The sequence below is a fragment of the Faecalispora jeddahensis genome (genome assembly GCF_000577335.1).
GTDB lineage: Bacteria > Bacillota > Clostridia > Oscillospirales > Acutalibacteraceae > Faecalispora > Faecalispora jeddahensis.
The window spans coordinates 44,407-71,211 of the sequence record NZ_CBYL010000006.1 but is presented as its reverse complement, the minus strand read 5'-3'; the positions used below and the strand labels follow the sequence as shown (position 1 = coordinate 71,211).

Sequence of the window (26,805 nt, the reverse complement as noted above, 5' to 3'; positions counted from 1 at the left end):
CATTGCTGTTTACGGCTGCTTTGGTAGGCTTTTGACATCCCGTTTCATCAAAGGCCTACTTTTTTGGAGCCGTTTTTCAAAAAAAGATTTCAGATGAAAGAAAAGGATGATTCAAGCTATGTCAAAACACATCATTCAAACCCATGAAAAGCCGCCGCTGGGGCAGGCGATCCCGCTGAGCATACAGCACATGTTTGCAATGTTCGGTGCGTCTGTTCTGGTTCCCACACTGTTTGGAATCAACCCCGCAGTCGTGCTTCTGATGAACGGTGTCGGCACACTGTTTTTCTTTTGGATTACGCAGGGAAAGTGCCCGGCGTACCTCGGTTCCAGCTTCGCGTTTATCGGCCCGGCCCTCATCATCATCAAACGGTATAAGGATGCGCCTGGCGGCGGGTTTGCCTATGCACAGGGCGGCTTTGTCGCGGTTGGCTGCCTGGTGGTGATTTTGGCACTGGTCATCAAACGGTTCGGTTCCGACTGGATCGACAAGCTTCTTCCGCCGGCCGCAATGGGCCCGGTTGTCGCGCTGATTGGTCTGGAGCTTTCCGGTACGGCGGCTTCCACCGCCGGAATTCTGACGCAGACGAATTATGTGGCAGTGAAAGGCTCCGAAGGCATGTTTCAGCAGGTGGTTACAGCGGTGGACCCCAAAAATGCCATCGTTTTTCTCGTTACACTGGGGATTGCGGTATTTGGCTCCATTTTGTTCCGCAACTTCCTTTCCGTTATTCCCATTCTGATCGCCATCATCGGCGGCTATATCACGGCGGCTATTCTGGGTGTGGTGGATTTTGCGCCGGTGGAACAGGCCAGCCTGTTCTCTCTGCCGCATTTTCAGCTCGTACAGTTCCGTCTGGACGCGATCGTTACCATGCTGCCGGTTGCGCTGGTGTTGATCTCGGAGCATATCGGCCACCAGATCGTTACCGGTAAGGTGATTGGCAAAGATCTGCTCAAAGACCCCGGCCTGCATCGCTCGCTGATGGGCGACGGCTTCTCCACAATGGCTTCCGGCATGGTGGGTGCGGTTCCCACCACTACTTACGGCGAAAACATCGGCGTTATGGCGATGACCCGCGTGTACAGCGTATGGGTGATCGGTGGCGCGGCGGTGCTTTCGATCATCAGCTCCTTTATTGGTAAATTTTCTGAGCTGATCGCAACGATCCCCGGCCCGGTTATCGGCGGCATTTCGTTTTTGCTGTACGGCATGATCGGCGCTTCCGGCCTGCGCATCCTCGTGGATTCCCGCGTGGATTTCGGCAAGAACCGCAACATCATCATGACCTCCGTCATTTTTGTCACGGGCCTGTCGGGCGTATCGGTGCATCTGGGCAGCGTTGAGCTCAAGGGCATGGTGCTGGCCTGCGTGGTCGGTATGGCCATGGGGCTGATCTTCTATATTCTCGATCGCCTGCACCTGACCAACGACAGCGAGGACGACGGGGCAGAGGCCGCGGCAGAATAAAGAAATCTTTTTTCAACGGAAAAGCCCCCTTTTCTGACCGGACTGTACCGGATCAGAAAGGGGGCTGTTTTTCATTTATGGTTTATCCCAGCTCGGCGACAAATGCGTCCAGCGCCGCTTCATCGTCCAGCTTCGGCGGCTGGTCGATCCGCTGCAGGGTCAGATTTTCCACGTGGCGCACCGTGTTGCCCGGTTCAATATGGTAGAGCGGGCTCAGCGATTCCATCTCCAGAAAATCGCCGTTGGTATACGTTTCAAAGGACGCGCCCAGATCGGGATACGCGGCATGAATATTGTGGACATACCGTTTCATCAAGGCCACATTCTTCCGCACATACGCGGCCCAGCCGGCCCGGTTGATCACACCGAGCTTGAAGGCGGAGGTAGCGGAGGAATCCTGGCGCAGGGTAATGAAACGGTTTCCTAAGAATGCGCGGGGATCGCGCAGATCGGCATAAGGCCATAGAATCAGTGAGCGGTCCGGCTGCAGCGGGTCTTCGCCCTGATTTTGCGGGATGATCTCGAACCCGCCAGGAGCCATCATCGTAATGGACCACAGCGCAAGGGTTTTCGGTTCTTTAGAGCAGTTTTTGGCGCTGTGCACCACCATGATGTCCGAGGTATTCTCGTTCATCATCACCTCAAAACCAAGCTGTATGTCGTTGTGCTTCTGCCGGGCCGGCAAAAAGCTTACGCCTTCCGAGAGAATGCCGTACACCACCGGCTCATTGTCCGGGTAGTAGGTATCGGGGGTGCTTTCGGGGCTGAGCCAAAGCCGGTGGCCGCCGTAATTGTAAAAAACGGAGCCCTCTCCGTACAGCTGGTCGAATTCCTCCCCGAACGCACGGTATTTGCGGTCCTGATCGGTGAAGAGCATGTTTTCTCCGTTCACCAGAGAAAAGTGAATGATCCGGGGGCCCACATCAATTGTGACCATGACTTCGATGATGCCGTTGCTGATATGTACGCACCGGCCATAGTTCAGGTATTCTGTTTCTTTAATTTGAATTGCCAAAAAAATCCTTCCTTTCCCAATATGCGCAGGTCATTTCCAGCCCGCAGGGGCCCTTTTCCGGGGTGCAGAGGGAATAAAGGTCCGTTGTCCTGCATTCTGTTTCAAACATCGCCCTGGCGTCGCTGCCAAGCTGGGCAAAATCGCCCGCGTTTGTCACAATCGGCAGGCAGGCAGTGTGTCTCATCACACGCAGCATTTCCCGCCCGGTTTCATTAAAAGCCAATATCCTAAGGTACGCAGGGGTCTCTGGAAGCTCCCGCTGATTCAGGCCTAAAAAAGCGGATAACAAGATTCTGCGGATTCGTGCATGGGAATATCGCTTTGATTTGATCGAAAAAAAGAGTTGCCCCAGGGAAGCAGAAGTGCGGATGCTGCTGTAAATGCGGTTCTCCAGCCCCTCGCTGATGTCCGGCAATTGAGAGAGCTCTTCCCGGCTCATGGAACGAAGCCGCGCCAAGATGGCGGTTTCCAGGGAGGAGAGGGACGCTGGCGCACGCCCGGCCAAAAGCTCCCGCTGAAAAATGGGGAGGGCCTCTTCCGGAACATAAGAAGCAAAGGATTCGTTTTGCAGCATACGCTGCCGAATCTGCGAAGCGGAGGCGATGCGGGTCTGCGGAGCCAAAGACTGTGCGTCGTGCGGGGAGCCGATGCGCCTTACCGTTTGCGGGCGCATGGAGGAATGGGTGCGAAGCAGCGCCTTGCAGTATTCAATCCCTAAAATATTGTTGGGCTCTTCCAGAAGAGCGGCCGGGGCGCCGAGAAGCTCTTGTGCCGCTGCCTGCCGCGCTGCGGCGAACGGTACGCCAAAGGCCAGGCGGTTTTTAACGGCGGTTTTGAATTCTGGGCTCAACAGGGTTTCGGCAATTAAAAACAGTGTTTTTACATCGCCGCTTTCGCTGCCGAAGACGAGGCGATCGACACAGCCCAGAGCGTTCAGCACAGAAACGGCTCCAAAGGCGAACCGTTCGGCGCCGGCCACAGAAAAGCTGACCGGCAGCTCCAGCACCAAATCGGCGCCGCAGCGCAGGGCTGCCAGGGCACGGGGCCATTTGTAAAAGGCGGCGGGCTCGCCCCGCTGCACGAAATTTCCGCTCATTACAATGGCCAGTCCACCGGGGGAGGACTGTTTCGCCTGCTCGATCAGATAACGATGCCCCAGGTGCAGAGGATTAAATTCGGCAACTATGCCGGAAATCAAGGGTTTCTCTGTCATTGGGTAAAAAACTCCTTGAAATATTTGTGAAAATGTACTATGATAGTGTACGGTTCTATAGTACAGTATTGTAAAGGCACTTTCAAGCTGTTTTTACAATATTTAGAAAGTTTAGGAGGGAATCCGATGAAGATTCTGGTCATTAATGCGGGGAGCTCATCCCTGAAATATCAGTTGATTGATATGACCAATGAGGAAGTACTCGCAAAAGGAAACTGCGAGAGAATTGGCCTTGGAGATGGTATTTTCGGTCATAAGACCGCCGACGGCCGCGAGAAGAAGCTGACGGTGGACATGCCCGATCACATTGCGGCATTCATGCAGGTCAAGAACGCTTTGGTAGACGCCGAGGTTGGTGTGATCAAAGATCTGTCCGAGGTCACCGCGGTAGGCCACCGTGTGGTGCAGGGCGGCATGAAGTTCATGAACTCCGTTCTGATCAACCAGGAGGTTATCGATACCATCGAGGAACTGATCCCGCTGGCTCCGCTGCACAACAGCGTAAACCTGCAGGGTATCCGCGCCTGCCAGGAGGTTTTTGGCGAGAAGGTTCCGCAGATTGCGGTATTCGATACAGCCTTCCATTCCACCATGCCGCCTGAGGCTTATATTTACCCGATTCCTTACGAGTATTTTGAAAAATATCAGATTCGCCGCTATGGCTTCCACGGCACCTCTCATCGTTTCGTCAGCGAGCGCTGCGCAGAACTGATGGGCAAGCCGATGTCTGAGCTGAAGATCATCACCTGCCACCTGGGCAATGGTTCCTCCATTACCGCTGTGGATCAGGGCAAGGTCATTGATACCAGCATGGGCCTGACTCCTCTGGACGGCTTCATGATGGGTACCCGCTGCGGCAGCCTGGATCCCTCCGTTGTTACCTTTATTCAGGAGAAAGAAAACCTCTCTGCCGAGCAGATGAGCGACATCCTGAACAAGAAATCCGGCCTGCTGGGCATTTCCGGTATTTCCAGCGACGACCGCGACGTTACCAAAGCTGCGGAAGAGGGCGTGCCGAGAGCGGTTCTGGCCCACAAGATGCTGGTATATCAGATCAAGAAGTTCATCGGCAGCTATGCTGCGGCCATGAACGGCTGCGATGCCATTGTGTTCACCGCCGGCCTCGGCGAGAACCAGACCGATCACCGCCAGAATGTCTGCGACGGCCTGACCTATCTGGGCGTGAAGGTATCGAAAGAGCTCAACGAGCAGATGATCCGCGGCAAGGGCGGCAAAATCTCGGCTCCCGATTCGAAGGTGCAGGTATTTGTCATCCCCACCAACGAAGAGCTGGTCATTGCGCGCGATACCAAAGAGATCATCAGCAAGCTGTAATATTCCATCAAATGCCTGCGGCGGAGAATGCTTTCTCCGCCGCTTTTATTTTCTTCTGCCTGTAATTTCATTGTCACGGAACAGCAGAGAGATGCACCATACTCCGGCAAGGCCCACAAGCGTATAGATGATTCGGCTGATGATCTCAGTCTGTCCCTGAAACGCCCAGGCAACAATGTCAAATTGGAACACACCGATCGAGCCCCAGTTGATTCCTCCGATAATCAGAAGAATGAGAGCAATCATGTCCAACATTGTGTTTCCACCTTTCATTAAAAATTTTGTCTGTTTTAGTGTAATCCAAAAAGGGAAAAATATGCGATATGCCGGGCTGCGCCGCAGAGGACTGAATAACTGCTGCTGTTTCATGACCCAGTTTTCAGTGAATTTAAACGATTCTCAAAGCGGAAACGATGCGGTGTGCCAAGGTTGACGCAGATGCCCGAATAACCGCTGTGGTCCATTGTACAAGCATATATCATTCGTGTTGTTCTCTCTCATCACAGGAAGAAAAGGACAATGATTTTAGTAAATTGATGCAATTCCCAAAGAGAAAAATATGCGATATGTGGAAGTGTGCCGCATAAGGTTGAATAACCGCTGCCGTTTATTGTACAATAGAAAAATAAAATGAAAAGATAAGGCGGAGGAAAAAATATGAGGACAAGAGAAATAGGGGAATCCGGCCTGATCACCGGAGTATTGTCTTTGGGGGCGTGGGCCATCGGCGGCGGAAGCTGGTGGGGCGAGAACGATGATTCTCTTTCCGTGCGCGCCATCCACTGCGCGCTGGATCAGGGACTGAACTGGATCGACACCGCGCCGGTCTACGGCTTTGGGCACAGTGAAGAGGTGGTGGGCCGCGCACTGAAAGGGCGCAGAGAAAGTGCGGTTCTTTCGACCAAATGTGGCTTGCAGTGGCGCGATGCCAACGGTACCGACCGTTTTGAACGGGACGGCCATGAGGTGTACCGCAATCTTTCCGCGCGTTCCATCCGGCAGGATTTAGAGGACAGCCTGCGCCGCCTGCAGACGGATTACATCGATATTTATTATACCCATTGGCAGGCCCCGGAAGGCGGCACGACGATTGCCGAAACGATGACAGAGCTGCTGAAAATGAAGCAGGAGGGCAAAATCCGTGTGATCGGTGCTTCCAACGTGACGACGGCGCATCTGGACGAATACCTGAAATACGGCAAGGTAGATGTTGTTCAGGAGAAATTCAGCCTGTTAGACCGCCGTGTAGAGGCTTCGCTGCTGCCTTACTGCGAGGAGCATAGAATTACCCTCCAGGCGTATTCGCCGCTGGAGCAGGGCCTGCTGACCGGCAAAATCACAATGGATTACGTGATTCCAGAAGGCTCTGTGCATGAAAATAAATTCTGGTGGATGCCGGAGCATCGCCAGTTCGCACTGCAAATGCTGAACGGCTGGTCCGACCTTACGGAAAAATACGGCTGCACGCTGGGGAATCTTGTGATTGCCTGGATGGCGGCCCGCAGCAAATACCTAAATGTGCTGGGCGGCGCGAGAAAGATTGAGCAGGTGGAGGAAAATGCCAAGGCGGGTGAGCTCGTTCTGGAACAGGCGGATTTTGAAAGAATGACGCGCGACGCAAACGCGGCGATCGCAAACGCGAAATAAACACAGCAATTTGATATCAACAGGAAAAAAGCTTTTATATCAGCCAATTTACGAAACAGCCGCCGACTATTAGGCGGGGTATCATAGGGACAAAAAGTGAATCGGGTATAAATCCCTGTGATGGGGCGGACAGTTTCGGCTGTCCGCCCTGCTTTTTTCTCACGCGGCGGGGCCGGTACTGGCCGATGGAGCGGCACTGGCGGCGGCAGGGGCCTCGTCCGTTAAGTATGCCTCCCCATCGCCCGACCCGGCCTCCCGCACTGTTTCTGGCTCCACAGGCGTGTCCATCAGGCCGATGTCCCGGTAGTAAATCCAGATGTCCTGCTCGGCGGTGCGGGAATATTTCTGAGACTTTTCTCCCACCACGATCTTCTCAATGAACAGCCGCAGAATTTCCGGCGTGAGCTCCGTAATATCGCTGTACCGCTTGGCCTTGTCAATAAACTGCGCCACGTTGGTCAGCGAGTTCCGAAGCTGTTCCAGCCGTTCCTCCAGCTTTGGGAGTTTTCCCCGTAGCTCCGCCTGTTCCGTGGTATACTCGGAGGAGAGCAGCCGGAAGTGTTCGTTGGGAATGCGTCCCAGTACATTGTCCTCATAGAGCCGCTTGAACAGGGCCGTGAGCTCGCCATCCCGCCGTTTGGCGGCGTCGATTTCCCGCTGGATGCGGGTAATTTCCTGCCGGGTTTCGGCGGTGTTCTTGCGGGTGATATGCTCGACAAACAGCATTTCCTTCTGCCGGGCATAATGGGTCACCCGTTTCAGATCATCCAGCACAATGGTTTTGAGCTGCGTTTCCCGGATGTAGTGGGCGCTGCATTCCTCTTTGCCGCGTTTCTTGTAAGTGGAGCACATAAAGTTGTTCTGTGTTTCCTTCATGGTATGCGCCCGGTGGAGCACCAGCGTGCCGCCGCAGTCGGCGCAGAACACCAGACCGGAAAACAGGTTGGGGGTATCCATCTTTTTGGGCGGGCGCTTTTTGTGTTTGCGGATGTCCTGCACAATGTCCCATAATTCCTGCGATATGAGCGGTTCATGGGTGTTCTCAAACTTCAGCCATTCGGATTCGGGACGCTCAATTTGCTTTTTGTTTTTGTAGGATACGGTGGTATAGCGCATGCTGATGGTGTGTCCAAGGTAGGAAACATCGCTGAGAATATTGGCTATGGTTGTGTCTTTCCATGCGTAGGGTCTCGTGGTGTCAAGATTCACCAGAGCCACACCAGTCTGCTGGTAGTAGTAATTGGTGGGGGTCAAAATCTGCTCCGCTTTCAACTGCTTGGCAATCTGACTGGGGCCCCTACCCTCGGCACAAAGCCGGAAAATATGACGCACAACGTCCGCTGTTTGCTCATCGGGGACAATCTGCTTGGGGTTGTCCTCGCTTTTCCTGTAGCCATAGGGCGGCCTTGTGCCGAGCCTTTCCCCGCGCTCCGCCTGTGCCTTTTTCACCGCTCGGATTTTCCGGCTGGTGTCCTTGGCGTAGAAATCATTGAACAAATTTTTGAACGGAGCAAAATCGTTGTCGCCGTAGAGACTGTCCACACCGTCGTTGACCGCAATGAAGCGGATGCCCATGCTGGGAAAAATCAGCTCGGTATATTGCCCCACCTGCAGATAATCTCGTCCCAACCGGGACATATCCTTAACAATGATGGTCGCAACCTCGCCGTTTTCCGCCAGCCGCATGACCTCGTTCCACGCCGGACGGTTGAAATTGGTACCCGAATAGCCGTCATCGTACAGGAATTTGGTGTTGGGAAAGCCGTTGTCCTCCGCGTATTTTTCCAGCATCAGCCGCTGGTTCTGGATGCTGTTGGACTCGCCCTCGCGCTCGTCCTCCTGGCTGAGCCTGCCGTATAAAATCGTATATTGTTCCTGGTTTGCCATTTTTAAAAAATCCTCCTTTTCCTGCGGCAAACCGAATACGGTACCACATATCATACCGTACCGGCTGCCGCAAGTCTACTGATTTCAGGCGGAATGTGTGCTTTTTTCAAGCTCCGCGTCAATCAGGGCGAGGAGCTTGTCCGTGGGGGTATGCCCTGCTGCGGGAAACACCGAACGGATGCGGAAGCTTCTGCCGCCGATATCCATCCTGCGGTCGATATGGGTTTGCTCTGTGCCAAAGACAACCATCGCATCTTCAAAACAGGGGGCACATTTCCCGTTCACAACTTCGTCCCATGCCACCTCGGCGGTTTCATAAGCGCCGAGAACACCGGTTTCCAAATAGTGCCTTGCAAAGCTTTCTTTTCTGTCCATACAAATTCCTTTCTCCCCGTGGGGGGCTACATGGTAAAATTGATTTCCTGCTCCTGCTCGCTTTGGAGCTTGTGCCCCTGGGCTAGCTTTTTCAGTGCTTCTCGCTGGCGCTGCTTGCTGTCTGTCCAAGTTTGTAGCGGAATAGGCGGCGGAACATTCGCCGTGCTCTCCAAGTTTTTGCCGAGAAAAATCAAATTCTCAGAGAGGTGTCCGGCCTGCTCCAACTGCCCCAGCCAACCCTCTGGCGGCTCCGGAGTTAACGGGGTAAATCCATTCTGGGCACGGTAAACGAACAGTCTTTCAAGGTTCTCCTTGAGATAGGTTTCATCATGCAGGCTGCGGTCACGGCAGCTTTTGCCCTCTGGGGTGGTAAACAGGATGTATTTGTGGTGATCCCAGCGAACGGTATACCCTTCATATTCCATGTTCTGAATGAAGCTCTCCTTATCCGGTGAGTAGAGCAAGGCTTCTTCTATGGCTTTGATAAGTTGAAATTTCCAGCTCTCGCCTCGCTCGGCAGCGCGGTATTCGCCGGGGGTAAGCCTGTGCTTTTTCTTTCTGCCATCATAAGGTTCCAGCACGGAAAATCCGTGTGCCATACAAATCTGGTCGTTGACCTGCCGCATCTCCTGAATGGATGTGGGCGATAGATGCAGTTTCTTACCATCCCTGAAGTTGACGGAATTGACGATAATGTGGGAATGCAGATTGTCGGTATCGCAGTGAGTCGCTACCACACATTCGTAATCGGGGAACAGCCTTTCGGCCAGTTCCCGTGCTGCTTCATTGGCCTGCCAAGGAGTGATTTCTTCTTTGTCGGAAAAGGACTGGACGAAATGATAAAAGCAAACATCGCCGGTTTTCTTGAATTTCTCCTTGGTTGCCATCATTTCCAGATAGCTGGTGTAGGGAAGACAGTTGACGCCGCTTTCCACTCTGCCGCCCTCAAAGCCAACCTTATGCCCCTGCAGCACATACGCAAGAGCGCCCAGCATACGTCCGCAGGACTGCTTCTTGACTTTGATCCTTGTAAAGGTTGCCATTACACCGCCTCCAAAATCTTTTTCAATAAGGCACAGATATCCCCGTAGGCATCGGTAAGCTTTTCAATCTGGCTGGGATAGCTCCTGCCTTGATGGGAGAGAATGGTGAGTTGATTGAGATTTCTGCCTTGTGCCTTTAATTCAGATAGCACACCATCCAGACCGTCAATAACGGTGATTTCCTTATTTAAGGCACACGCAGTGAGATAATCAGTAACGGTCAAATTCGCTCGTTTCGCCTTGGTCTTTATCTTTTTCAGGTCAGCCGAACGAACCCTAAATGCATAGGTTTTATCCTTTTGTTTTTTCATGCAATGCTCCTTTCCATGACTCGGGGTGTGGGGCAATGCCCCGCCGAACAGCGGCCGGCGTATAGCCGTACGCTTTGCTTGCCCCTCCCAACGGGAGGGCTTCCGTATTGTGCATAATACGCACCTCCTATTCACTAAAGAATCTAAAGTGGATTAATTCAATTCTTTGTGATATTATTATCGTATAGACTAACTCTGAAGTACACAGGGAAGCGCAGATGATATGTTTTACGAGTAATCGATTCTTTGCGAAAGGAAGGCAAATATGGCGCAGTATCCACATATCCGGGTCTTTTACGGCAGCGACGGACTGGTCCATTTCATGACGTTTACCAACGCGGAGCATAACGGACAGTACGCGGAGAAACACATCGGGCAGGGACTCATTGATTTTGTCGAGCTGGATTTGAGCAAGTACCGGCTGTGGCTGGCGGCGGCAAAAAACATCCCGCTTACGATGGAGCACTATCAGGAAGTCCGGGACGCTGTTTTCGATGTCGCGGAAACGCTCAAGCATAAACACAGCTATGCGTTTTTCTTTCTTGTGGGGCTGCTCAACAACATTCTGAATACGCCCATCTATTACAAAGACGACATTGAAGCCGAGCAGCTCAAGCAGCTTGCCGTTTGTTTAGATGAGTTGGGGCGCGTCATCGAACTGCAGGAGATTTTCCGTGAAGCGGTCGATATGTGCCTGGACAAAGAAAACCGCCCGGACAAAATCATGTCTGAGCGGTTATGTGAGTTTATGACTGGGCATCCCGAGTTCGGGAGTGCCGCGGTGAAGATGCAGTATGCACTGCTGCCAAAAAAGAAAGGCAAGGTAGATATCGATACCTTGCGGGATATCCACGACTGGAAGCTGACTGAGCTGGACGACCTGCTGGAGATTATGCATCAGGATGTTAAAGGCGTGAGCTTGATGCCCTATTACCTGATTGAGTATCTGGACGAGATGCTGTTCTTTGAGTTTACCGAGATGCTGAAAAACGGTCAGTATGTGAAGCGGTGCAAGCTTTGCGGGCGGTATTTCGTGCTGACGGATAAGCGCAAGAGGGATTTCTGCGACCGGACCTACAAGGGCAAGCGAACCTGCAAACAGGTTGGAGCCAAGCTGTTTTTTGAAAAAGGGATTGAAGCCGATGCGTTTTTACAGCAATACCTCACCGAGTACAACAAGGTCTATTCCCGCTGGTACCGGGCGGCGGAAAAATATGCTGGAGAACACAGCGGTAGGGATTTGTCGGAAGAACAGTTTAAGGCTTGGTCTTCTGCCGCCAGCCAGGCCCGGCGGGAGTATGTGGAGGGCAAAATCTCCGGCGAGGAAATGCTGGCGAGGATCCGGTTGGATTAAAGTCAGAGAAAAACGGAAGTAAAATTTACCACAACCGTTGTCATCCGCTATAGCATACGCTATAATATAGGAAGTGGAGGTGGAATTCAATGACCATCGATGTAATCCTGAAATCCATACGAAAAGAACTGAATATATCCCAGGAACAGCTGGCTCGTGATTTGAACGTAAGTTATACAACGCTGAACCGCTGGGAGAATAACCGCTCCAAACCGAGCCGGTTGGCATATATGCGGGTTAAAGATTATTGCATCCAAAAAGATTTGTCAAAAGACATGATTGCAGAGCTGGATCGCTTGTAAAAATGGGAGGAATAAAAACAATGACTGACAATAGGAAAGAACAAGAGAGAGCAGAACTGCATCGTACCATATGGAATATTGCCAATGACCTGCGCGGAAGCGTAGATGGCTGGGACTTTAAGCAGTATGTCTTAGGGATGCTGTTCTATCGTTACATTTCAGAAAATTTGGCACATTACATCAATAAAGATGAAATTGAAGCAGGGAATGCTGATTTTGAATACGCAAAAATTTCTGACGAAGAGGCCGAGCAAGCTCGTGAGGATATGGTAAAAACCAAAGGCTTTTTTATCTTGCCAAGTGAGCTTTTTGAAAATGTGCGAAAAAAGGCCAATAAGGATGAAAACCTTAATGAAACGCTCGAAAAAGTATTCAAAAATATAGAAGCCTCTGCGCAGGGCACACCCAGCGAAAAGAACTTCAAAGGGCTTTTTGATGACATTGACGTAAACAGCAATAAGCTTGGGGGGACGGTTGCACAACGCAACGCAAGGCTTGTGAAGCTTATGAACGGCATTGCCGATATGAAACTTGGCAGTTATAAGGACAATACCATTGATGCATTCGGCGAGGCATATGAATATTTGATGGGAATGTATGCCTCTAATGCCGGAAAAAGCGGCGGCGAATATTTTACGCCTCAAGAAGTTTCGGAACTTCTGACTCGTCTGGCGTTGGGAGATAGAAAACAAGTAAACAAGGTCTACGACCCAGCTTGCGGTTCAGGATCGTTACTTTTAAAATCCACGCAGATTATTGGTAAAGATAATGTGCGTCTTGGATTTTTTGGTCAGGAAATTAATATTACTACATACAACCTATGCCGAATCAATATGTTTTTGCATGATATTGATTATGATAAATTTAGTATTGGTCATGGCGATACATTAGCAGATCCGCTTCATTGGGATGACGAACCGTTTGAGGTAATTGTTTCAAATCCACCCTATTCAATCAAATGGGCTGGCGACGAAAATCCTCTACTTATCAATGATCCTCGTTTTGCTCCTGCGGGAGTGCTGGCCCCAAAATCAAAAGCAGACCTTGCGTTTATCATGCATAGTCTTTCGTGGCTTGCCACTGATGGCACTGCGGCAATTGTTTGCTTTCCGGGCGTTCTGTACCGCGGCGGAGCAGAAAAAAAGATTCGTCAGTATTTGATTGATAACAACTTTATAGATTGCATTATTCAGTTACCAAGTAATCTGTTTTTCGGAACCAGCATAGCTACTTGCGTCATGGTATTAAAAAAGTCCAAAGCCGAAAACTCGACGCTCTTTATAGATGCTTCGGAGGAATACGTAAAGATTACAAACAATAACAAGCTTACACAGGAAAACATTGATAACATAGTTGAAGTTTTTAAAGCCCGCCAAGAGAAAGACCACTTTAGCTGCTTGGTACCGAATAGCCAAATTGCTGAGCAGGACTATAACCTTTCGGTTTCTACCTACGTTCAGAAGGAGGAGAAGCGGGAGGTTATCGATATAGCCACTCTGAATGCTGAAATCGAGCACATCGTAGCTCGTGAAAATGTGCTTCGACGTGAAATTGATGCCATTATCGCAGAGATTGAGGGTGCCCGGTAATGCGATTGTCTGAAGTGTTGTCCAAACCTCCGACACTTGAGTTCAAGCAGGTGGAAGGATTTCTTAAAGAAAAAAAGCTTGCAGCGGGCAAGCAGCAAAAAATACAAGTGGGCAGAATTGCATTAAATTACTTTTGTAAGAATTGTGCTGACGTTCGTACTTTTTGCTCAGCAGAAGAAATTTATTGCATTGGGGTAAATGAGCATCTTGTAAGCATTGATTGCGTTCTCACTTGTCATTGCGGTGCTTCCGTGCAAATTTGGTTTTTGGTGGACTGCGAAGGAGAGATAAGCGGACGCGCACCTGAAGTTCGTATATTAAAGCGTGCGGAAAAATTGTCGCCTGATGCTTTATTAAATACAGAACAGTACGGTGAGTTTTCAGAGCTTTTGGAAAAGGCGCAGCGAGCTCATCGTGAACGACTTGGCGCCGGTGCTGTAGTGTATCTGCGTAAAATTTTTGAAAAAATTACTCAGCAAACTGCAACAGCCGCAAGAATATCTTGTTCTTATGATAATGGTAAACGAAAACCATTTAGAAACCTGCTTGAAGAAGTAGATAGGCAATGCTCAATTATCCCACGTGAGTTTTCTGCGAATGGCTATAGGTTGTTTGGTGAGCTAAGTGAAATAATACATGGTGAATATAACGAGGAATTAGCATTGCAAAAGTATGATTCCTTATATAGGCTTATTGTCGGAATTCTTGATAATGTAAAGATTAACAAAGAACTGATGACGGCGATTGGTTCTTTAGGTTGGGATAATGATGGAGGTGAGCAGTGATGACGAAGCTCGAACAGCTCATAAAAGAGCTTTGCCCAGATGGGGTGAAATATAAGGCTCTTGGTGATGTTGTTGAAATTCTTGATAGCCAAAGAAAACCTGTAACAAAAAAAGATCGCCAATCAGGGATTTACCCATACTATGGGGCAAATGGTATACAGGATTACGTTAATGACTATATTTTTGATGGAACATTCTTACTAATGGGAGAAGACGGTAGCGTTATTAATAAGGACAATACTCCAGTTTTAACGTGGGCTACAGGTAAAATATGGGTAAACAATCATGCACATATAATGAGTGAAAAAAACGATATTGCTCTTCTGCGATATATTTATTTTTATTTGTCTACTTTGGATGTGAGCCAATACGTTAGAGGAACTCCACCAAAAATTAATCAACAGCAATTACGTTCCATTAGAGTCCCCCTCCCCCCCTTACCTGTACAGCGTGAAATAGTCCGCATTTTGGACAATTTCACAGAGCTTACAGCAGAGCTTAAAGCAGAGCTTAAAGCAGAGCTTAAAGCAAGAAAAAAGCAGTATGAATATTACCGGGATCGTATGTTGACTTTCGAGGATGATGTGTCGAGGGTGACGTTGGGGGAGGTGGCACGGATGTTACGAGGCGATTACGTAACAAAGAAACAAACGAACCCTGGTAATATTCCGGTTATCCTTGGTGGGCAGGAACCTGCATACTACTGCGATAAGAGCAACCATACAGGTGAGGCTATTGTTATATCGCGTAGCGGCGCATACGCAGGATTTGTGTCCTACTGGAATCAACCCATTTTTGTAACGGACGGATTTATCCTTGAGCCAACGGACAACATAACAATTAGATACCTTTTCCATTGGTTAAAAAACAAACAGAACGATTTATATAATCAGAAACGCGGTGGAGGTGTTCCACACGTCCGTGGCACTGAAATAATGGAAATGGTTATACCAGTCCCCTCCCTTGAAGAACAAGCTCGCATAGGCACCATCCTCGACAAGTTTGACGCGCTGACTACCGACATCACTATCGGCTTGCCCGCCGAAATTGAGGCAAGACGCAAGCAATATGAATATTACCGGGACAAGTTGCTCACGTTTAAGGAGGCAGGGGCATGAACCAATATAATATAGTTGCGGCGGACAACGAATCAACCGTTGTCGCGGAATATACCCCGATATCCCATCGTGAGGATTCTTATCAATCGGAGGCTCAGCTGGAGCGGGATTTTATCAAACAGCTTCAGGAACAGCAGTATGAGTATATCCAGATTGCCAGTGAGGACGAACTGATGGCAAACCTTCGCCGTCAGCTGGAAAAGCTGAACGATTATGCCTTCACCGATACAGAATGGGACTGGTTTTTCAAAAAATGCATTGCCGGTGCCAATGACGGCATTGTTGAGAAAACCCGCCGCATTCAGACCGACCATGTCCAAATTTTGAAGCGGGACGATGGAACCACCAAGAACATCTATCTGATTGATAAAAAGTGTATCCACAACAACCGTTTGCAGGTACTTAACCAGTACGAGGAGCCAAACGGAACGTATTCTGCACGTTATGACGTAACCATTCTTGTAAACGGACTGCCGTTGGTACACGTCGAGCTGAAAAGGCGCGGCGTAGCCATCCGGGAAGCTTTTAATCAAATCAAACGCTATCAGCGGGACAGCTTTTGGGCATCTTCCGGGTTGTTTGAATATGTGCAGATTTTTGTGATCAGCAATGGCACCCACACCAAATATTACAGCAACACCACTCGTAGCCAGCATATCAAGGAAGCGGATGAAAACGATCGGCAAAACCGAAAAAAGACAAGCAACAGTTTTGAGTTTACAAGCTTTTGGGCGGATGCAACCAATAAGATTATTGCTGACTTGAAGGACTTTACCAAAACCTTTTTTGCGAAGCATACAATCCTCAATATCCTTACCCGCTATTGCGTCTTTACGTCAGAAGATTTGCTGCTTGTCATGCGGCCTTATCAAATTGCCGCAACCGAAAGGATTTTAAATCGCATTGCGATTGCAACGAACTACAAAAAATACGGCACAATCGAAGGCGGCGGATATATTTGGCACACCACAGGCAGTGGCAAAACCTTGACAAGCTTTAAAACGGCGCAGCTTGCCAGCAGCTTATCCTATATTGATAAGGTGCTGTTCGTGGTTGACCGCAAGGATTTGGACTACCAGACCATGAAGGAATACGACCGCTTTGAAAAGGGGGCCGCAAACAGCAATACTTCCACCAGAATCCTCCAAAAGCAGTTGGAAAGCAGCGACGCCCGCATTATTATTACAACGATACAAAAGCTGGATAAGTTTATTACAAACAACAAAACCCACGATGCTTACAAAAAGCATATTGTGATTATTTTTGACGAATGCCATCGTTCGCAGTTCGGCGATATGCATCGCCGTATTACGAAGGCGTTCCAAAAATATCATTTGTTTGGATTTACCGGAACCCCCATTTTTGCAGTAAATGCAGGCTCCGGCGGTGATCCTACGCTCAAAACAACTCCGCAGACCTTTGGAGATAAGCTCCATACCTATACCATTGTGGATGCTATCAACGATGGAAATGTCTTGCCTTTCCGCATTGACTACATCAACACGATCAAAATGGCGTCAGATATCAAAGATGAGCAGGTTCGTGCGATTGATGTGGAAAAAGCTTTAGCTGCGCCCGAACGTGTAAGAGAGATTGTCAAATATATTCTTGAACATTTTGATCAGAAAACAAAACGCAACGAAAACCGCTCATATTATGAGTATAGGGTGATTCAAAATGTCAAGGAAATGGCAAAGTCCAAAAACAACACTGTAAGCGAAGAAAAGATCACAAAGCAAGTCAATGGATTTAACTCGATTTTCGCTGTTGCTTCAATTCCGATGGCGATGAAGTACTACAATGAGTTTAAAAAGCAAATGGAGGAAACAGGGAAACACCTGACTATTGCCACTATTTTTAGCTATACGCCAAATGAAGAAGATCCCGACGAGGATTTTGACAATGACAAGCTTGATAAAACCAGCCGGGATTTTCTCGAATCGGCAATTGCTGATTATAATGAGGCCTTCAACGTCAATTATGATACCTCTGCCGACAAGTTTCAAAACTACTATAAAGACGTATCCCTGCGGATGAAAAATCGTGAAATTGATTTACTTATCGTTGTCAATATGTTCCTTACAGGTTTTGACGCAACGACGCTGAACACTCTATGGGTGGATAAAAATTTGCGCCAGCACGGGTTGATTCAGGCGTTCAGCCGTACAAATCGTATACTCAACAGCGTTAAAACCTTTGGGAATATTGTCTGTTTTCGTGATTTGAAACAAGCCACCGATGATGCTATTGCTCTTTTTGGAGACAAAGAAGCCGGCGGTGTTGTCTTATTGAAAACCTATGCGGACTATTACAACGGATACGAGGAAAACGGCAAACATAAACCGGGATATGTGGAACTTATACAAACGCTATTGTCCGCTTATCCCTTAGGTACTGCCATTCTCGGAGAGGACGAACAGAAGGATTTCATTCATCTTTTCGGAGCCATTCTGCGGATTAAAAACCTACTGACTTCCTTTGACGATTTTGCCGGAAATGAAATTTTATCCATCCGGGATTTCCAAGATTACCAAAGCGTTTATTTAGACTTGTATCAGAGCCTTGGCAAGCGAACAGATTCAGAAAAAGAAAATATCAATGACGATATTGTCTTTGAAATTGAACTGGTAAAACAGATTGAGGTCAATATCGATTACATTCTCATGCTGGTTGCAAAATATCATGAATCCAATTGCACTGACAAAAGTTTACTTATTGACATACGGAAGGCGGTTGATTCCAGCATTGAGCTTCGGAGCAAGAAGGAACTTATCGAAGAATTTATTTCTCGAATTAACATTCAAAGTAATGTAGATCAAGATTGGGTGTCTTTTGTTCTTGCGCAAAAGGAAGCAGACTTGACGGCACTTATTGAAGAGGAAAAACTAAAACCTGAAGAAACGTACCAGTTTATCGAGAACGCATTCCATGATGGCATGCTTAAAACTACAGGCACGGATATAGATAAAATTTTGCCTCCTGTTTCCCGGTTTGCCAGAAAAAACAACCGTACAGAAAAAAAGCAAAGTATTATTGAAAAATTATTAGCATTCTTTGAAAAATATCGTGGATTGTAATTGGTTTGCACATTTCAAAAGCGCCCTATTTCTTTTATTGTATAGAAATAGGGCGCTTTTTCCGTATTCAGTTTGCCTTATGGGGTGGGGTCACAATTTATCCTTATGACTTCCCGCCATTAAGTCGGCGGCTGTTTCGTAATAAAAGGGCGGATATTCTCATTGAGTCCGGTCATATTCTTAGCTGAAACGCTTCCATAATGATTCAGAAAAGCGCTGGAATCGCCAAAAAACAGGATGCTTTTCAGGGAACGTTGTCTGTCCATGTCAATTGAAATAATTAGTAAAAAATGATATAGTAAATTACTGGTATGACCATAATACCAATTTATTTTATCCAAAGAGGAGCGCAAATTTCCAATGAAGTATTTAAAACAATTGATGATCATCTTAGTTACCTATTTTGCAGGACAAGTGTTACAGACCCTGCTTCATCTGCCGGTTCCGGGCTCTGTTATCGGTTTGGTCCTGCTTTTTCTGGCGCTCCGCAAAGGAATTATCAAGGTAGAAATGATTGAGGATGTATGCGAATTTCTGCTGTCGAATATGTCTTTTTTCTTTATTCCGGCCGGAGTGGGCCTGATCACCTCATTTGCTGCATTAAAAGGGAATTGGGTCGGTTTTATCACCATTTTGATCACTTCAACAGCAGTGGTTTGGATCATAACAGCATCTGTCATTCAGTTATTCAGAAAAGGAAACTCCCATGAATGAAATTACCCACTCCCCGGTATTCGGCGTGTTACTGTCGTTAATCGCTTATGAAATAGGAATTTATATCAATCGAAAAATAAAGCTTTCCATCTTTAATCCTTTGCTGATTGCCATCGTGATCGTGATTGTTTTGCTGACGAAGCTGGATATCAACTATGAAAGCTTTAATGCGGGCGGCCAATTCATCTCATTCTTTCTATATCCGGCGACGGTCGCTTTGGCCTTACCCATGTATAAAAGATTTGCTTTATTTCAAGAAAATGCCCTGCCGATCCTTACAAGCGTTCTATGCAGCAATATCTGCGGAATGACTTTTGTCATCCTGGGCTCAAAATTTTTGGGGATATCGGATGTACTGATCAGGTCACTGATTCCAAAATCCATTACGACACCGATTGGAATCGCTGTTTCACAGCAGCTGGAAGGAATCCAGTCGGTCACCGTTGCGGCGATTATCCTTACCGGTATCATAGGCTCGATCTTAAGCCCGATTTTATATAAATTTTTCAAAATGGACGATAAAATTGCGTTTGGAATTGCCATAGGGGCGTCTTCCCATGCGATCGGCACGGCAAAGGCAATGGAATTGGGAGAAATTGAAGGGGCAATGAGCAGTCTGACGATGGCGGTTTCGGGAATTACCACTGTATTTTTAGCTCCGGTCATATGGAATGTCTTTGTTGTATTCTTTCATTAAACCATGCGGAGGAATTTTAATATGAGTTACTCTGGAATTATTTTTGATGTAGACGGCACTTTGCTCAACAGCATTCAGGATCTGGCCGATTCTATGAATTTTGTATTGAGCAGACATGGATTTCCTGTACACGATATAGAAAAATACAAGCAGTTTGTCGGGAACGGAATGAGAGTCCTGGCGATATCCGCTTTACCGGAAGAAGAACGCGATGAAGAAAAAGTAAACCGGTATTTGGATGAGCTTGAAAAGCAATATGAAAAAAGATGGAATCAGGCCACAAAGCCTTATCCGGGAATCGAGGAATTGCTCCGCCGTTTGGAGGAATCGGGAATACGGATGTTTGTGCTTTCCAATAAGCCGCATCACTTTACCGAAGAAGTGATAGATGAGTTTTTCGGATTAAAGCGTTTTGAGCTGGTTTACGGCGCCAGAACAGGCATACCGAAAAAACCGGATCCATACTCTGCACTTGAAATATCGAAGCTTTCCGGAATCCCTGTTTCCGATTTCCTGTATCTTGGTGATTCGGGGGTCGATATGAAAACGGCTGATGCGGCCGGCATGTATGCGGTCGGTGCAGCATGGGGATTCCGAAAAGCGGACGAACTATGGAAGAATGGCGCTAAAGCAGTGATTCAAAATCCTTTGGAGCTGATTGAAATCATGAAATTGTGAGCGAAATCCATAAAACTGATTTTCGGGAGGATTTTAAAATGTTTCGTGAAATTAAACCGACAAAGGTTTTCGAACAGGTGATAGAGCAGATAAAAGAGATCATTCAAAACGGGGAATTGAGATGCGGCGATCAATTGCCTTCGGAAAGAGATTTGTGTGAACAGCTCAATGTCAGCAGGACATCGATCAGAGAGGCCTTAAGGTCTTTGGAGATGCTGGGCATCATTGAGTGCAGACAAGGGGAAGGGAATTTTATCAAAGAATCCTTTGAGGACAGTCTGCTGGAACCTATTTCAATGACATTTATGCTGCATGGAAGCAAGACAAATGAAATTCTGGAATTGAGAAAAATCATTGAACCGGAAACGGCCGCTTTGGCGGCAAAGAACATCAGCGATGCCGAGCTTCAGGAAATAAAGGAACTGATGAGCTTACTCAATCGTGAAGATGATTCCGCAAAGAGCGCTGAGATCGATAAAAAAATACACTATAAAATTGTACAGGCGTCGGGAAATGATCTTATCACCAATGTGATGTATGCGGTTTCCAATCTGATAGACAGGTACATTGAAGACGTGGTGAGCAATCTGTTCCAGAGTCCGGAGAACAGAAATATCGTCAAGGAGCAACACGAAGCGGTTGTCAGGGCAATTGAAGCCCACGATGCTTTGAAGGCCGCTGCAGCAATGCGAAAGCATCTGGACTATACAAATGATTTTATCAGCAGCTCGATCATTAAAAACCAAGGCGATTAAAATGCAAAAAAGAGCCGTAGGATTCTAAATCCTACGGCTCTTTTTTCTTACAGGGAAAGACATTCTGATGGGAAATGACCTATCCGGAAAGTGTTTCGATCAGCCGGCATTTTTCTGCCGCTTGATTACCTTCAGGCGAGAGAATTCCTCTCTGTCCTTTTCTTCCAGCGCGTCGGTAATGAACTTCACCGTTTCCTCAAAACGCGGAATCATGATGTTCTTCAGCGCGTTCGCGCGCTTCTGTGTCTTTTTCACATTGTCGGCCAGGCGGTAAACGCTGTTTTCCACCTCGGCCAGCTCTGCGGTAAGATACTTTACCTCCCGGAATTTCAGGTAGGCGTCATCCATCATGGCGTTTGTGTCCATCAGGCCGTAGCTGAGCGTGGGAGGCGTGCGTTCCAGAGACACCATGGGGATTTCTACGCCCATAACGCTGCGGTATGCCACATTCAGGTTGTCGTCGTAGGGGACGGTCTCCGCGATCTTATCGCAGATACCCAGCGTAACGTTGGCCATCTGCAAAGCCGCGTAGGCTTCCTCATACGTTTTGTCGATCTTATCCTGAATCTCGTTGGCCCGCTCGATCAAAGCCATCATTTCGCGGATCAGAATGTTGCGCTTACGGTCCATCAGCTCAAAGCCGGTGCGGGCCAGACTAAGCGATTTCTTGGTGGCAAGAAGATTGCCCTTGGTTGGTACGATTTGAATCGCCAATGCCGCTCACCTCGCCTTAGTTATTGGTGGTTCCGTCTGCTTCTTCGTCCAGTTCATCCGAATCCTTCGCCGCGGTTTCCGGCTTGTAGAACTGGTTGAGAACCGCATCGTCCACACGATCCAGCTCAGAACGGGGCAGGGTAGACAGCAGTCTCCAGCCCAGATCCAGGCTCTGGTCGATGGTTCTGTTTTCGTTGTGCCGCTGGGTCAGGAACTGCTGCTCAAACAGCTTGCCAAAGTGCAGATACTGTTTGTCCACAGGGGAGAGCTCTTCCTCGCCGATAACAGAGGCCAGTGAACGGGCGTCCATTACCTTCGCGTAAGAGGCGAACAGCTGGTTCGAGAGCGCGGAGTGATCCGCGCGGGTAAAGCCTTCGCCGATACCGTCCTTCATCAAACGGGACAGAGAGGGCAGAACGCCGACGGGCGGGTAAATCCCCATGCTGTCGAGCGTACGGTCCAGAACGATCTGGCCCTCGGTGATGTAGCCGGTCAGGTCAGGCACGGGGTGCGTTACGTCGTCGTTGGGCATGGTCAGAATCGGGATCTGCGTGACAGAACCGGTTTTGCCCTCTACCATGCCGGCGCGCTCATACAGAGAGGCAAAGTCCGAATACAAGTATCCGGGGAAGCCCTTTCTGCCGGGGATTTCGCCCTTGGAGGAGCTGAATTCGCGCAGCGCTTCCGCATAAGAGGTCATGTCGGTCATGATGACCAGAATGTGCATGTTCAGCTCGAATGCCAGGTATTCCGCGGTGGTCAGCGCGCAGCGGGGAGTCAGGGTACGTTCAATAATCGGGTCGTTCGCCAGATTGACGAACATGACAACCTTCTGCAGAACGCCGGATTCATCGAACGAGCGGCGGAAATATTCCGCAACGTCGTTCTTAACGCCCATAGCGGCGAACACGATCGCAAAGTTATCGCCCTCCGCGCCGGTGATCTTTGCCTGGCGGGCGATCTGCACGGCCAGCTCATTGTGAGACATACCGGAACCGGAGAAGATCGGCAGCTTTTGTCCGCGGATCAGAGTCATCAGCGTATCGATGCTGGAAACGCCGGTGTTGATGTAGTTGACCGGGTATACGCGCGACACCGGGTTGATCGGGGTGCCGTTGATATTCATGCGCTTCTGCGGGAAGATGTTGCCCAAACCGTCGATCGGCCGGCCGGAGCCGTCGAACACACGGCCCAGAATCTCGGGGGAAAGGGGCATCTCCATGGGGCGGCCGCGCAGACGTGTGCGGGTATTGTTCAAAGAAATGCCGCGGGTTCCGTCAAAAACCTGAATCACCACGCGCTTGCCGTCCATCTGAACGATTCGGCCCTGGCGCATGGTGCCGTTGTCCAGACGAATGTCAACAATTTCTTCAAAAGAGGCATTTTCCACATCGTCCAGCACAATCAGCGACCCGTTTATTTCTTTGACGCCAATATAATCAAGAATCATAAAAAAACCGCCTTCTTTCCGTGGGGCTCAATCAGTTGTTGATGATATCCGCCACGGTGTTATCAATTTCTGCAATATAGTCATCAAACAAGTCCAGCTTGTCGTTCGGTACATCGTACTTGATCTTCACCAGCTTGTCAAACAGACCGGCCTGCATAATGCTGGAAATGGGAACGGACGCTGCGATGAGCTGCCGCGATTTCTGGTACAGATGCAAGATGACCTTCATCATCAGCTTCTGCTTCTCCAGCGGCACGAAGGTATCTTCGGCGTGGAACGCATTCTGCTGCAAAAAGCCAACGCGGATCAGACGCGCAATTTCGATGACGAGCTTCTGATCGTCGGGCAGAACGTCCGAACCGATCAGCTTTACAATTTCCATCAGCTTGCTTTCTTCCTGAAGAAGATTGTTGGTCTGTCTGCGGTACTCCAGGAATTCCTCGCCCACATTCTCTTTGAACCAATCCTGCAGGTCGGCGGAATATTCGCTGTAGCTGGTCATCCAGTTGATCGCCGGATAATGTCTTGCGTAGGCAAGGTTTTTATCCAAAGCCCAGAAGCAGCGGGTAAAACGCTTGGTGTTTTGGGTAACAGGCTCGGAGAAGTCCGCGCCTGCCGGGGAAACCGCGCCGATGATCGTAATGGAGCCATCGGTGCCGTTCAGGTTTTTCGTATAGCTGGCACGCTCGTAGAATTCCGCCAGACGAGAGGGCAGATACGCCGGGAAGCCTTCTTCTGCGGGCATCTCTTCCAAACGGCCGGAAATTTCACGCAGAGCCTCCGCCCAGCGGGAGGTGGAGTCGGCCATCATGGCCACGTGGTAGCCCATGTCGCGGTAATACTCAGCCAGGGTAATGCCGGTGTAGATGGACGCTTCACGAGCGGCCACAGGCATATTCGAGGTGTTCGCGATCAGGGTGGTACGGTCGGTCATAGGCCGGCCGGATTTCGGGTCGATCAGCTCTGAGAATTCCTGCAGAACCTGGGCCATTTCATTGCCGCGCTCACCGCAGCCGACGTAGATGATAATATCTGCGTCGCACCACTTGGCAAGCTGGTGCTGCGTCATGGTCTTGCCGCTTCCAAATCCGCCTGGGATAGCCGCGGTGCCGCCCTTGGCTACAGGGAACAGGGTGTCGATGACACGCTGACCGGTAACCAGCGGAATTCTGGGCTGCATGCGCTCCGTAACCGGGCGCGGTGTACGGATGGGCCATCTCTGGCAAAGGGTCAGCTCATGCTTGTTTCCCTTTGCGTCGGTGAGCTCAACAACGGTATCGTTCGCACGATATTTTCCGTTTGCAGCCACCTTCGTCACGGTGCCGCTCAGCGAGGGCGGTACCAGGCATTTGTGCCGTATGATTTTTGTCTCCGGGCATTCGGCGTAAATAGCGCCGCCTTTAAGCTCGTCACCCACCTGAACGGTGACGGTGACCTCCCAGAGCAGGTCGGGATCAAGCGCGGGCACGTTGCTGCCGCGGGAGATAAACACAGAACCGGAATCGTCTGCGATCTTCTTCAGCGGGCGCTCGATTCCGTCGAAAATATTATCCAGAATCCCTGGGCCTAACGTAACATTCATGGGGCTGCCGGTACCGAATACCGGCTCGCCCGGACGCAGTCCGGTGGTTTCTTCATAGACCTGAATGGTGGTCACTTTATCGGTAATGCCGATGATTTCACCCACCAGACGTTCCTTGCCGACGAATACCATTTCCATCATGGAAAAGCTGCGCGAATTTTTAACTGTTACGACCGGCCCGTTAATACCATAAATTACATCTTGGTTCTCCATCTTCAATCATCTCCGTTATCGTTGGTATTACGGCTCAGACCACAGACATTCCAGAGGTTTCTTCAAACCACTCCTGCTGTGATTCCAGCATCGTGTCCAGTGTTTCATCGGCCATGATGCCCTTTTCGGCATGAAAGGCGCGAACACCGCCGATCAGAATATCCTGATCCGCCTGGACAGTGCAGTCTTTTGCAAATGCCTGCCGGAGCAGATCCTCATATTGCAGATCATCCTTTTTCACGCAGAGAACCGTGCCGGATTCCGGGAACAGCTCGGAAAGGCCGCGGGTATACTTCTGCAGCAGGGAAGGATACTGAGCGGATTTGGTGTAATCGATCAGGCGGTTCTTCGCCTTGTCAAACACCTCGTTTTCAATATTCTTTCTCTTCTCCAAAAGCTGCTTGCGGGCGTCCATTTCACGGTGCGCGATGTCACGCACGATTTCATCCCGCATGGCAGTCATTTCGCCCTGAATGAGCTGGTATGCCTCGTGCAGCACCTGGCGCTCCGCTTCTTCCAGCTGAGCCTGCTTGTACTCGGCAATTTCCTGTTCGATTTTTTCCCGCTGTTCCTGCGCGTAATGGTTGATTGCAGAACTAAATTTACTTAATTTTTCATCATTAGAAGCCATAGTAACCCCCCGTTCCGCCGCCTTGGCGGTTTAAATTTTTACTCCGATCGCCTCGCGGACATAGCGGGTAATGGAATCCTTGGTACGGCCATTGCCGTGACGGTCGGGTATTTCAACGATCAAAGGGCGTTTCAGGTTCAGCTTTAAATCGTAAACCAGCTCGGGGCACATGGAAATCAGGCGTTCGGTCATCAGAATCACCGCAACGTCCTTCATTTCAATAGCGTCGTTCAAAGCCTTGCGAACCTCACCGACATCGTGCGCCAAAATTCCCGGAATACCGGCCAGGCGCATTCCTACCAGCGTGTCTGTGTTGTCGCTGATTAAGTAAAATCGCATGTCAGCACCTGCTTTCCTTTGTTTCAAACTCTGAAAAGACTGCTTAAATCTTGTTCAGGATCAGGATGGAAATCAGCAGGCCGTACAGAGCAATACCTTCACCAAGCGCAACGAAGATCAGGGATTTACCGAAGGATTTGGGGTCTTCTGCAGTAGCGCCGATCGCAGCAGGGGAAGCAGCGCCAACAGCGATACCGCCGCCGATGCCAGCCAGACCGGTTACCAGGCCGGCAGCCAGCAGGCCCAGGCCTTCTTTACCGGCATTTGTGCCGTCGTCTGCAGCAGAGGTGGTGGTAGCATTTGTGGAATCATCGGTAGCAGCACTTACAACCATGGGAACAGCAATGGTAACAGCGCATACGATCATGAAAGCAGCGAGTTGAGAAACAAGGGCTGTCTTGGCCTTTTTACCGTGTTTGACTGCTCTGATGGCCAGGAAAACAGAGAGAATCAGTGCCGCAACAGGGAGAATTAACAATACGTAGTTCATAAGATTTGCCTCCAAAATAT

General features: G+C 49.2%; 26 protein-coding genes. 13 read left to right on the top strand and 13 right to left on the bottom strand.

Annotation, left to right across the window (positions count from 1 at the left end; genetic code table 11):
• The first annotated feature begins 118 nt into the window (after positions 1–118).
• Positions 119–1,471, top strand: coding sequence for a uracil permease (gene uraA, locus TY09_RS03915; RefSeq protein WP_009065867.1), 1,353 nt, complete (start codon positions 119–121; stop codon positions 1,469–1,471).
• Between the two features lie 82 nt (positions 1,472–1,553).
• On the opposite strand, the gene TY09_RS03910 is transcribed toward uraA, so the two are convergent.
• Together TY09_RS03910 and TY09_RS03905 are read right to left on the bottom strand one after the other, a co-directional pair.
• Positions 1,554–2,486, bottom strand: a complete 933-nt coding sequence (locus TY09_RS03910; RefSeq protein WP_042431384.1) for a hypothetical protein — start codon at positions 2,484–2,486, stop codon at positions 1,554–1,556.
• Entirely contained in the window at positions 2,470–3,699 is a 1,230-nt protein-coding gene (locus TY09_RS03905; RefSeq protein WP_042431382.1) for a tRNA(Met) cytidine acetate ligase, read from the bottom strand. The genes TY09_RS03910 and TY09_RS03905 overlap by 17 nt, the downstream gene beginning before the upstream one ends.
• A 126-nt stretch (positions 3,700–3,825) precedes the next feature.
• Between TY09_RS03905 and TY09_RS03900 the strand changes: the two genes are divergently transcribed.
• Positions 3,826–5,034, top strand: coding sequence for an acetate/propionate family kinase (locus TY09_RS03900; protein ID WP_009065869.1), 1,209 nt, complete (start codon positions 3,826–3,828; stop codon positions 5,032–5,034).
• Positions 5,035–5,079: 45 nt separating this feature from the next.
• Here TY09_RS03900 and TY09_RS03895 read toward each other — a convergent pair whose 3' ends face one another.
• Positions 5,080–5,289, bottom strand: a complete 210-nt coding sequence (locus TY09_RS03895) for a DUF378 domain-containing protein (protein WP_009065887.1) — start codon at positions 5,287–5,289, stop codon at positions 5,080–5,082.
• Between the two features lie 402 nt (positions 5,290–5,691).
• Here TY09_RS03895 and TY09_RS03890 point away from each other — a divergent pair, with 402 nt between their 5' ends.
• A complete protein-coding gene (locus TY09_RS03890) occupies positions 5,692–6,681 on the top strand; it encodes an aldo/keto reductase (protein ID WP_042431380.1) in 990 nt (329 codons plus the stop codon).
• Positions 6,682–6,840: 159 nt separating this feature from the next.
• On the opposite strand, the gene TY09_RS03885 is transcribed toward TY09_RS03890, so the two are convergent.
• The 4 genes from TY09_RS03885 to TY09_RS03870 all read right to left on the bottom strand — a co-directional run bounded on the left by TY09_RS03885 (position 6,841) and on the right by TY09_RS03870 (position 10,297).
• Entirely contained in the window at positions 6,841–8,568 is a 1,728-nt protein-coding gene (locus TY09_RS03885) for a recombinase family protein (protein WP_081759593.1), read from the bottom strand.
• Between the two features lie 84 nt (positions 8,569–8,652).
• Positions 8,653–8,943, bottom strand: coding sequence for a hypothetical protein (locus tag TY09_RS03880; protein ID WP_042431379.1), 291 nt, complete (start codon positions 8,941–8,943; stop codon positions 8,653–8,655).
• A 26-nt stretch (positions 8,944–8,969) separates the two neighbouring features.
• Complete coding sequence (locus tag TY09_RS03875; protein ID WP_052335550.1) at positions 8,970–9,986, bottom strand: relaxase/mobilization nuclease domain-containing protein; 1,017 nt, start codon at positions 9,984–9,986, stop codon at positions 8,970–8,972.
• On the bottom strand, positions 9,986–10,297 hold the full coding sequence (locus TY09_RS03870; RefSeq protein ID WP_042431378.1) for a plasmid mobilization protein: 312 nt from the start codon (positions 10,295–10,297) through the stop codon (positions 9,986–9,988). The genes TY09_RS03875 and TY09_RS03870 overlap by 1 nt, the downstream gene beginning before the upstream one ends.
• 265 nt (positions 10,298–10,562) lie before the next feature.
• Between TY09_RS03870 and TY09_RS03865 the strand changes: the two genes are divergently transcribed.
• The 10 genes from TY09_RS03865 (at position 10,563) to TY09_RS03820 (ending at position 21,366) form a co-directional block, all read left to right on the top strand.
• Positions 10,563–11,651, top strand: a complete 1,089-nt coding sequence (locus TY09_RS03865) for a DUF6076 domain-containing protein (RefSeq protein ID WP_042431377.1) — start codon at positions 10,563–10,565, stop codon at positions 11,649–11,651.
• An 89-nt stretch (positions 11,652–11,740) separates the two neighbouring features.
• Positions 11,741–11,953, top strand: coding sequence for a helix-turn-helix domain-containing protein (locus tag TY09_RS03860; RefSeq protein ID WP_042431375.1), 213 nt, complete (start codon positions 11,741–11,743; stop codon positions 11,951–11,953).
• A gap of 20 nt (positions 11,954–11,973) precedes the next feature.
• Entirely contained in the window at positions 11,974–13,542 is a 1,569-nt protein-coding gene (locus tag TY09_RS03855; RefSeq protein ID WP_042431373.1) for a type I restriction-modification system subunit M, read from the top strand.
• The gene (locus TY09_RS03850; RefSeq protein WP_042431371.1) at positions 13,542–14,327 is read left to right on the top strand and encodes a hypothetical protein; all 786 of its coding nucleotides are present in this window, start codon (positions 13,542–13,544) and stop codon (positions 14,325–14,327) included. The genes TY09_RS03855 and TY09_RS03850 overlap by 1 nt, the downstream gene beginning before the upstream one ends.
• Positions 14,327–15,445: a restriction endonuclease subunit S gene (locus TY09_RS03845; protein WP_042431369.1), complete on the top strand. Its 1,119-nt coding sequence runs from the start codon at positions 14,327–14,329 to the stop codon at positions 15,443–15,445. The genes TY09_RS03850 and TY09_RS03845 overlap by 1 nt, the downstream gene beginning before the upstream one ends.
• On the top strand, positions 15,442–18,522 hold the full coding sequence (locus TY09_RS03840) for a type I restriction endonuclease subunit R (RefSeq protein WP_042431367.1): 3,081 nt from the start codon (positions 15,442–15,444) through the stop codon (positions 18,520–18,522). The genes TY09_RS03845 and TY09_RS03840 overlap by 4 nt, the downstream gene beginning before the upstream one ends.
• A gap of 360 nt (positions 18,523–18,882) precedes the next feature.
• Positions 18,883–19,236, top strand: coding sequence for a CidA/LrgA family protein (locus tag TY09_RS03835; protein WP_042431365.1), 354 nt, complete (start codon positions 18,883–18,885; stop codon positions 19,234–19,236).
• Positions 19,229–19,933 carry an LrgB family protein gene (locus TY09_RS03830; RefSeq protein WP_009063843.1) on the top strand — a complete coding sequence of 235 codons (705 nt, stop codon included), beginning with the start codon at positions 19,229–19,231 and terminating at the stop codon, positions 19,931–19,933. The genes TY09_RS03835 and TY09_RS03830 overlap by 8 nt, the downstream gene beginning before the upstream one ends.
• A 21-nt stretch (positions 19,934–19,954) precedes the next feature.
• A complete protein-coding gene (locus TY09_RS03825) occupies positions 19,955–20,611 on the top strand; it encodes an HAD family hydrolase (RefSeq protein ID WP_042431363.1) in 657 nt (218 codons plus the stop codon).
• Between the two features lie 38 nt (positions 20,612–20,649).
• On the top strand, positions 20,650–21,366 hold the full coding sequence (locus TY09_RS03820; RefSeq protein ID WP_042431360.1) for a FadR/GntR family transcriptional regulator: 717 nt from the start codon (positions 20,650–20,652) through the stop codon (positions 21,364–21,366).
• 99 nt (positions 21,367–21,465) lie between these two features.
• On the opposite strand, the gene TY09_RS03815 is transcribed toward TY09_RS03820, so the two are convergent.
• From TY09_RS03815 to TY09_RS03790, 6 genes are read right to left on the bottom strand one after another with little or no spacing between them, the layout of a single operon-like run.
• Positions 21,466–22,080 (bottom strand): V-type ATP synthase subunit D, encoded by a 615-nt coding sequence (locus TY09_RS03815; RefSeq protein WP_042431358.1) that lies wholly within the window; start codon positions 22,078–22,080, stop codon positions 21,466–21,468.
• Positions 22,081–22,096: 16 nt separating this feature from the next.
• A complete protein-coding gene (locus tag TY09_RS03810) occupies positions 22,097–23,530 on the bottom strand; it encodes a V-type ATP synthase subunit B (RefSeq protein WP_042431356.1) in 1,434 nt (477 codons plus the stop codon).
• Between the two features lie 31 nt (positions 23,531–23,561).
• On the bottom strand, positions 23,562–25,325 hold the full coding sequence (locus TY09_RS03805) for a V-type ATP synthase subunit A (protein ID WP_042431354.1): 1,764 nt from the start codon (positions 25,323–25,325) through the stop codon (positions 23,562–23,564).
• A gap of 34 nt (positions 25,326–25,359) precedes the next feature.
• Positions 25,360–25,956, bottom strand: a complete 597-nt coding sequence (locus TY09_RS03800) for a V-type ATP synthase subunit E (RefSeq protein ID WP_009064034.1) — start codon at positions 25,954–25,956, stop codon at positions 25,360–25,362.
• 30 nt (positions 25,957–25,986) lie between these two features.
• The gene (locus TY09_RS03795; protein WP_009064315.1) at positions 25,987–26,295 is read right to left on the bottom strand and encodes a V-type ATP synthase subunit F; all 309 of its coding nucleotides are present in this window, start codon (positions 26,293–26,295) and stop codon (positions 25,987–25,989) included.
• Between the two features lie 43 nt (positions 26,296–26,338).
• The gene (locus tag TY09_RS03790; RefSeq protein WP_009064131.1) at positions 26,339–26,785 is read right to left on the bottom strand and encodes an ATP synthase subunit C; all 447 of its coding nucleotides are present in this window, start codon (positions 26,783–26,785) and stop codon (positions 26,339–26,341) included.
• Between the last annotated feature and the right edge of the window lie 20 nt (positions 26,786–26,805).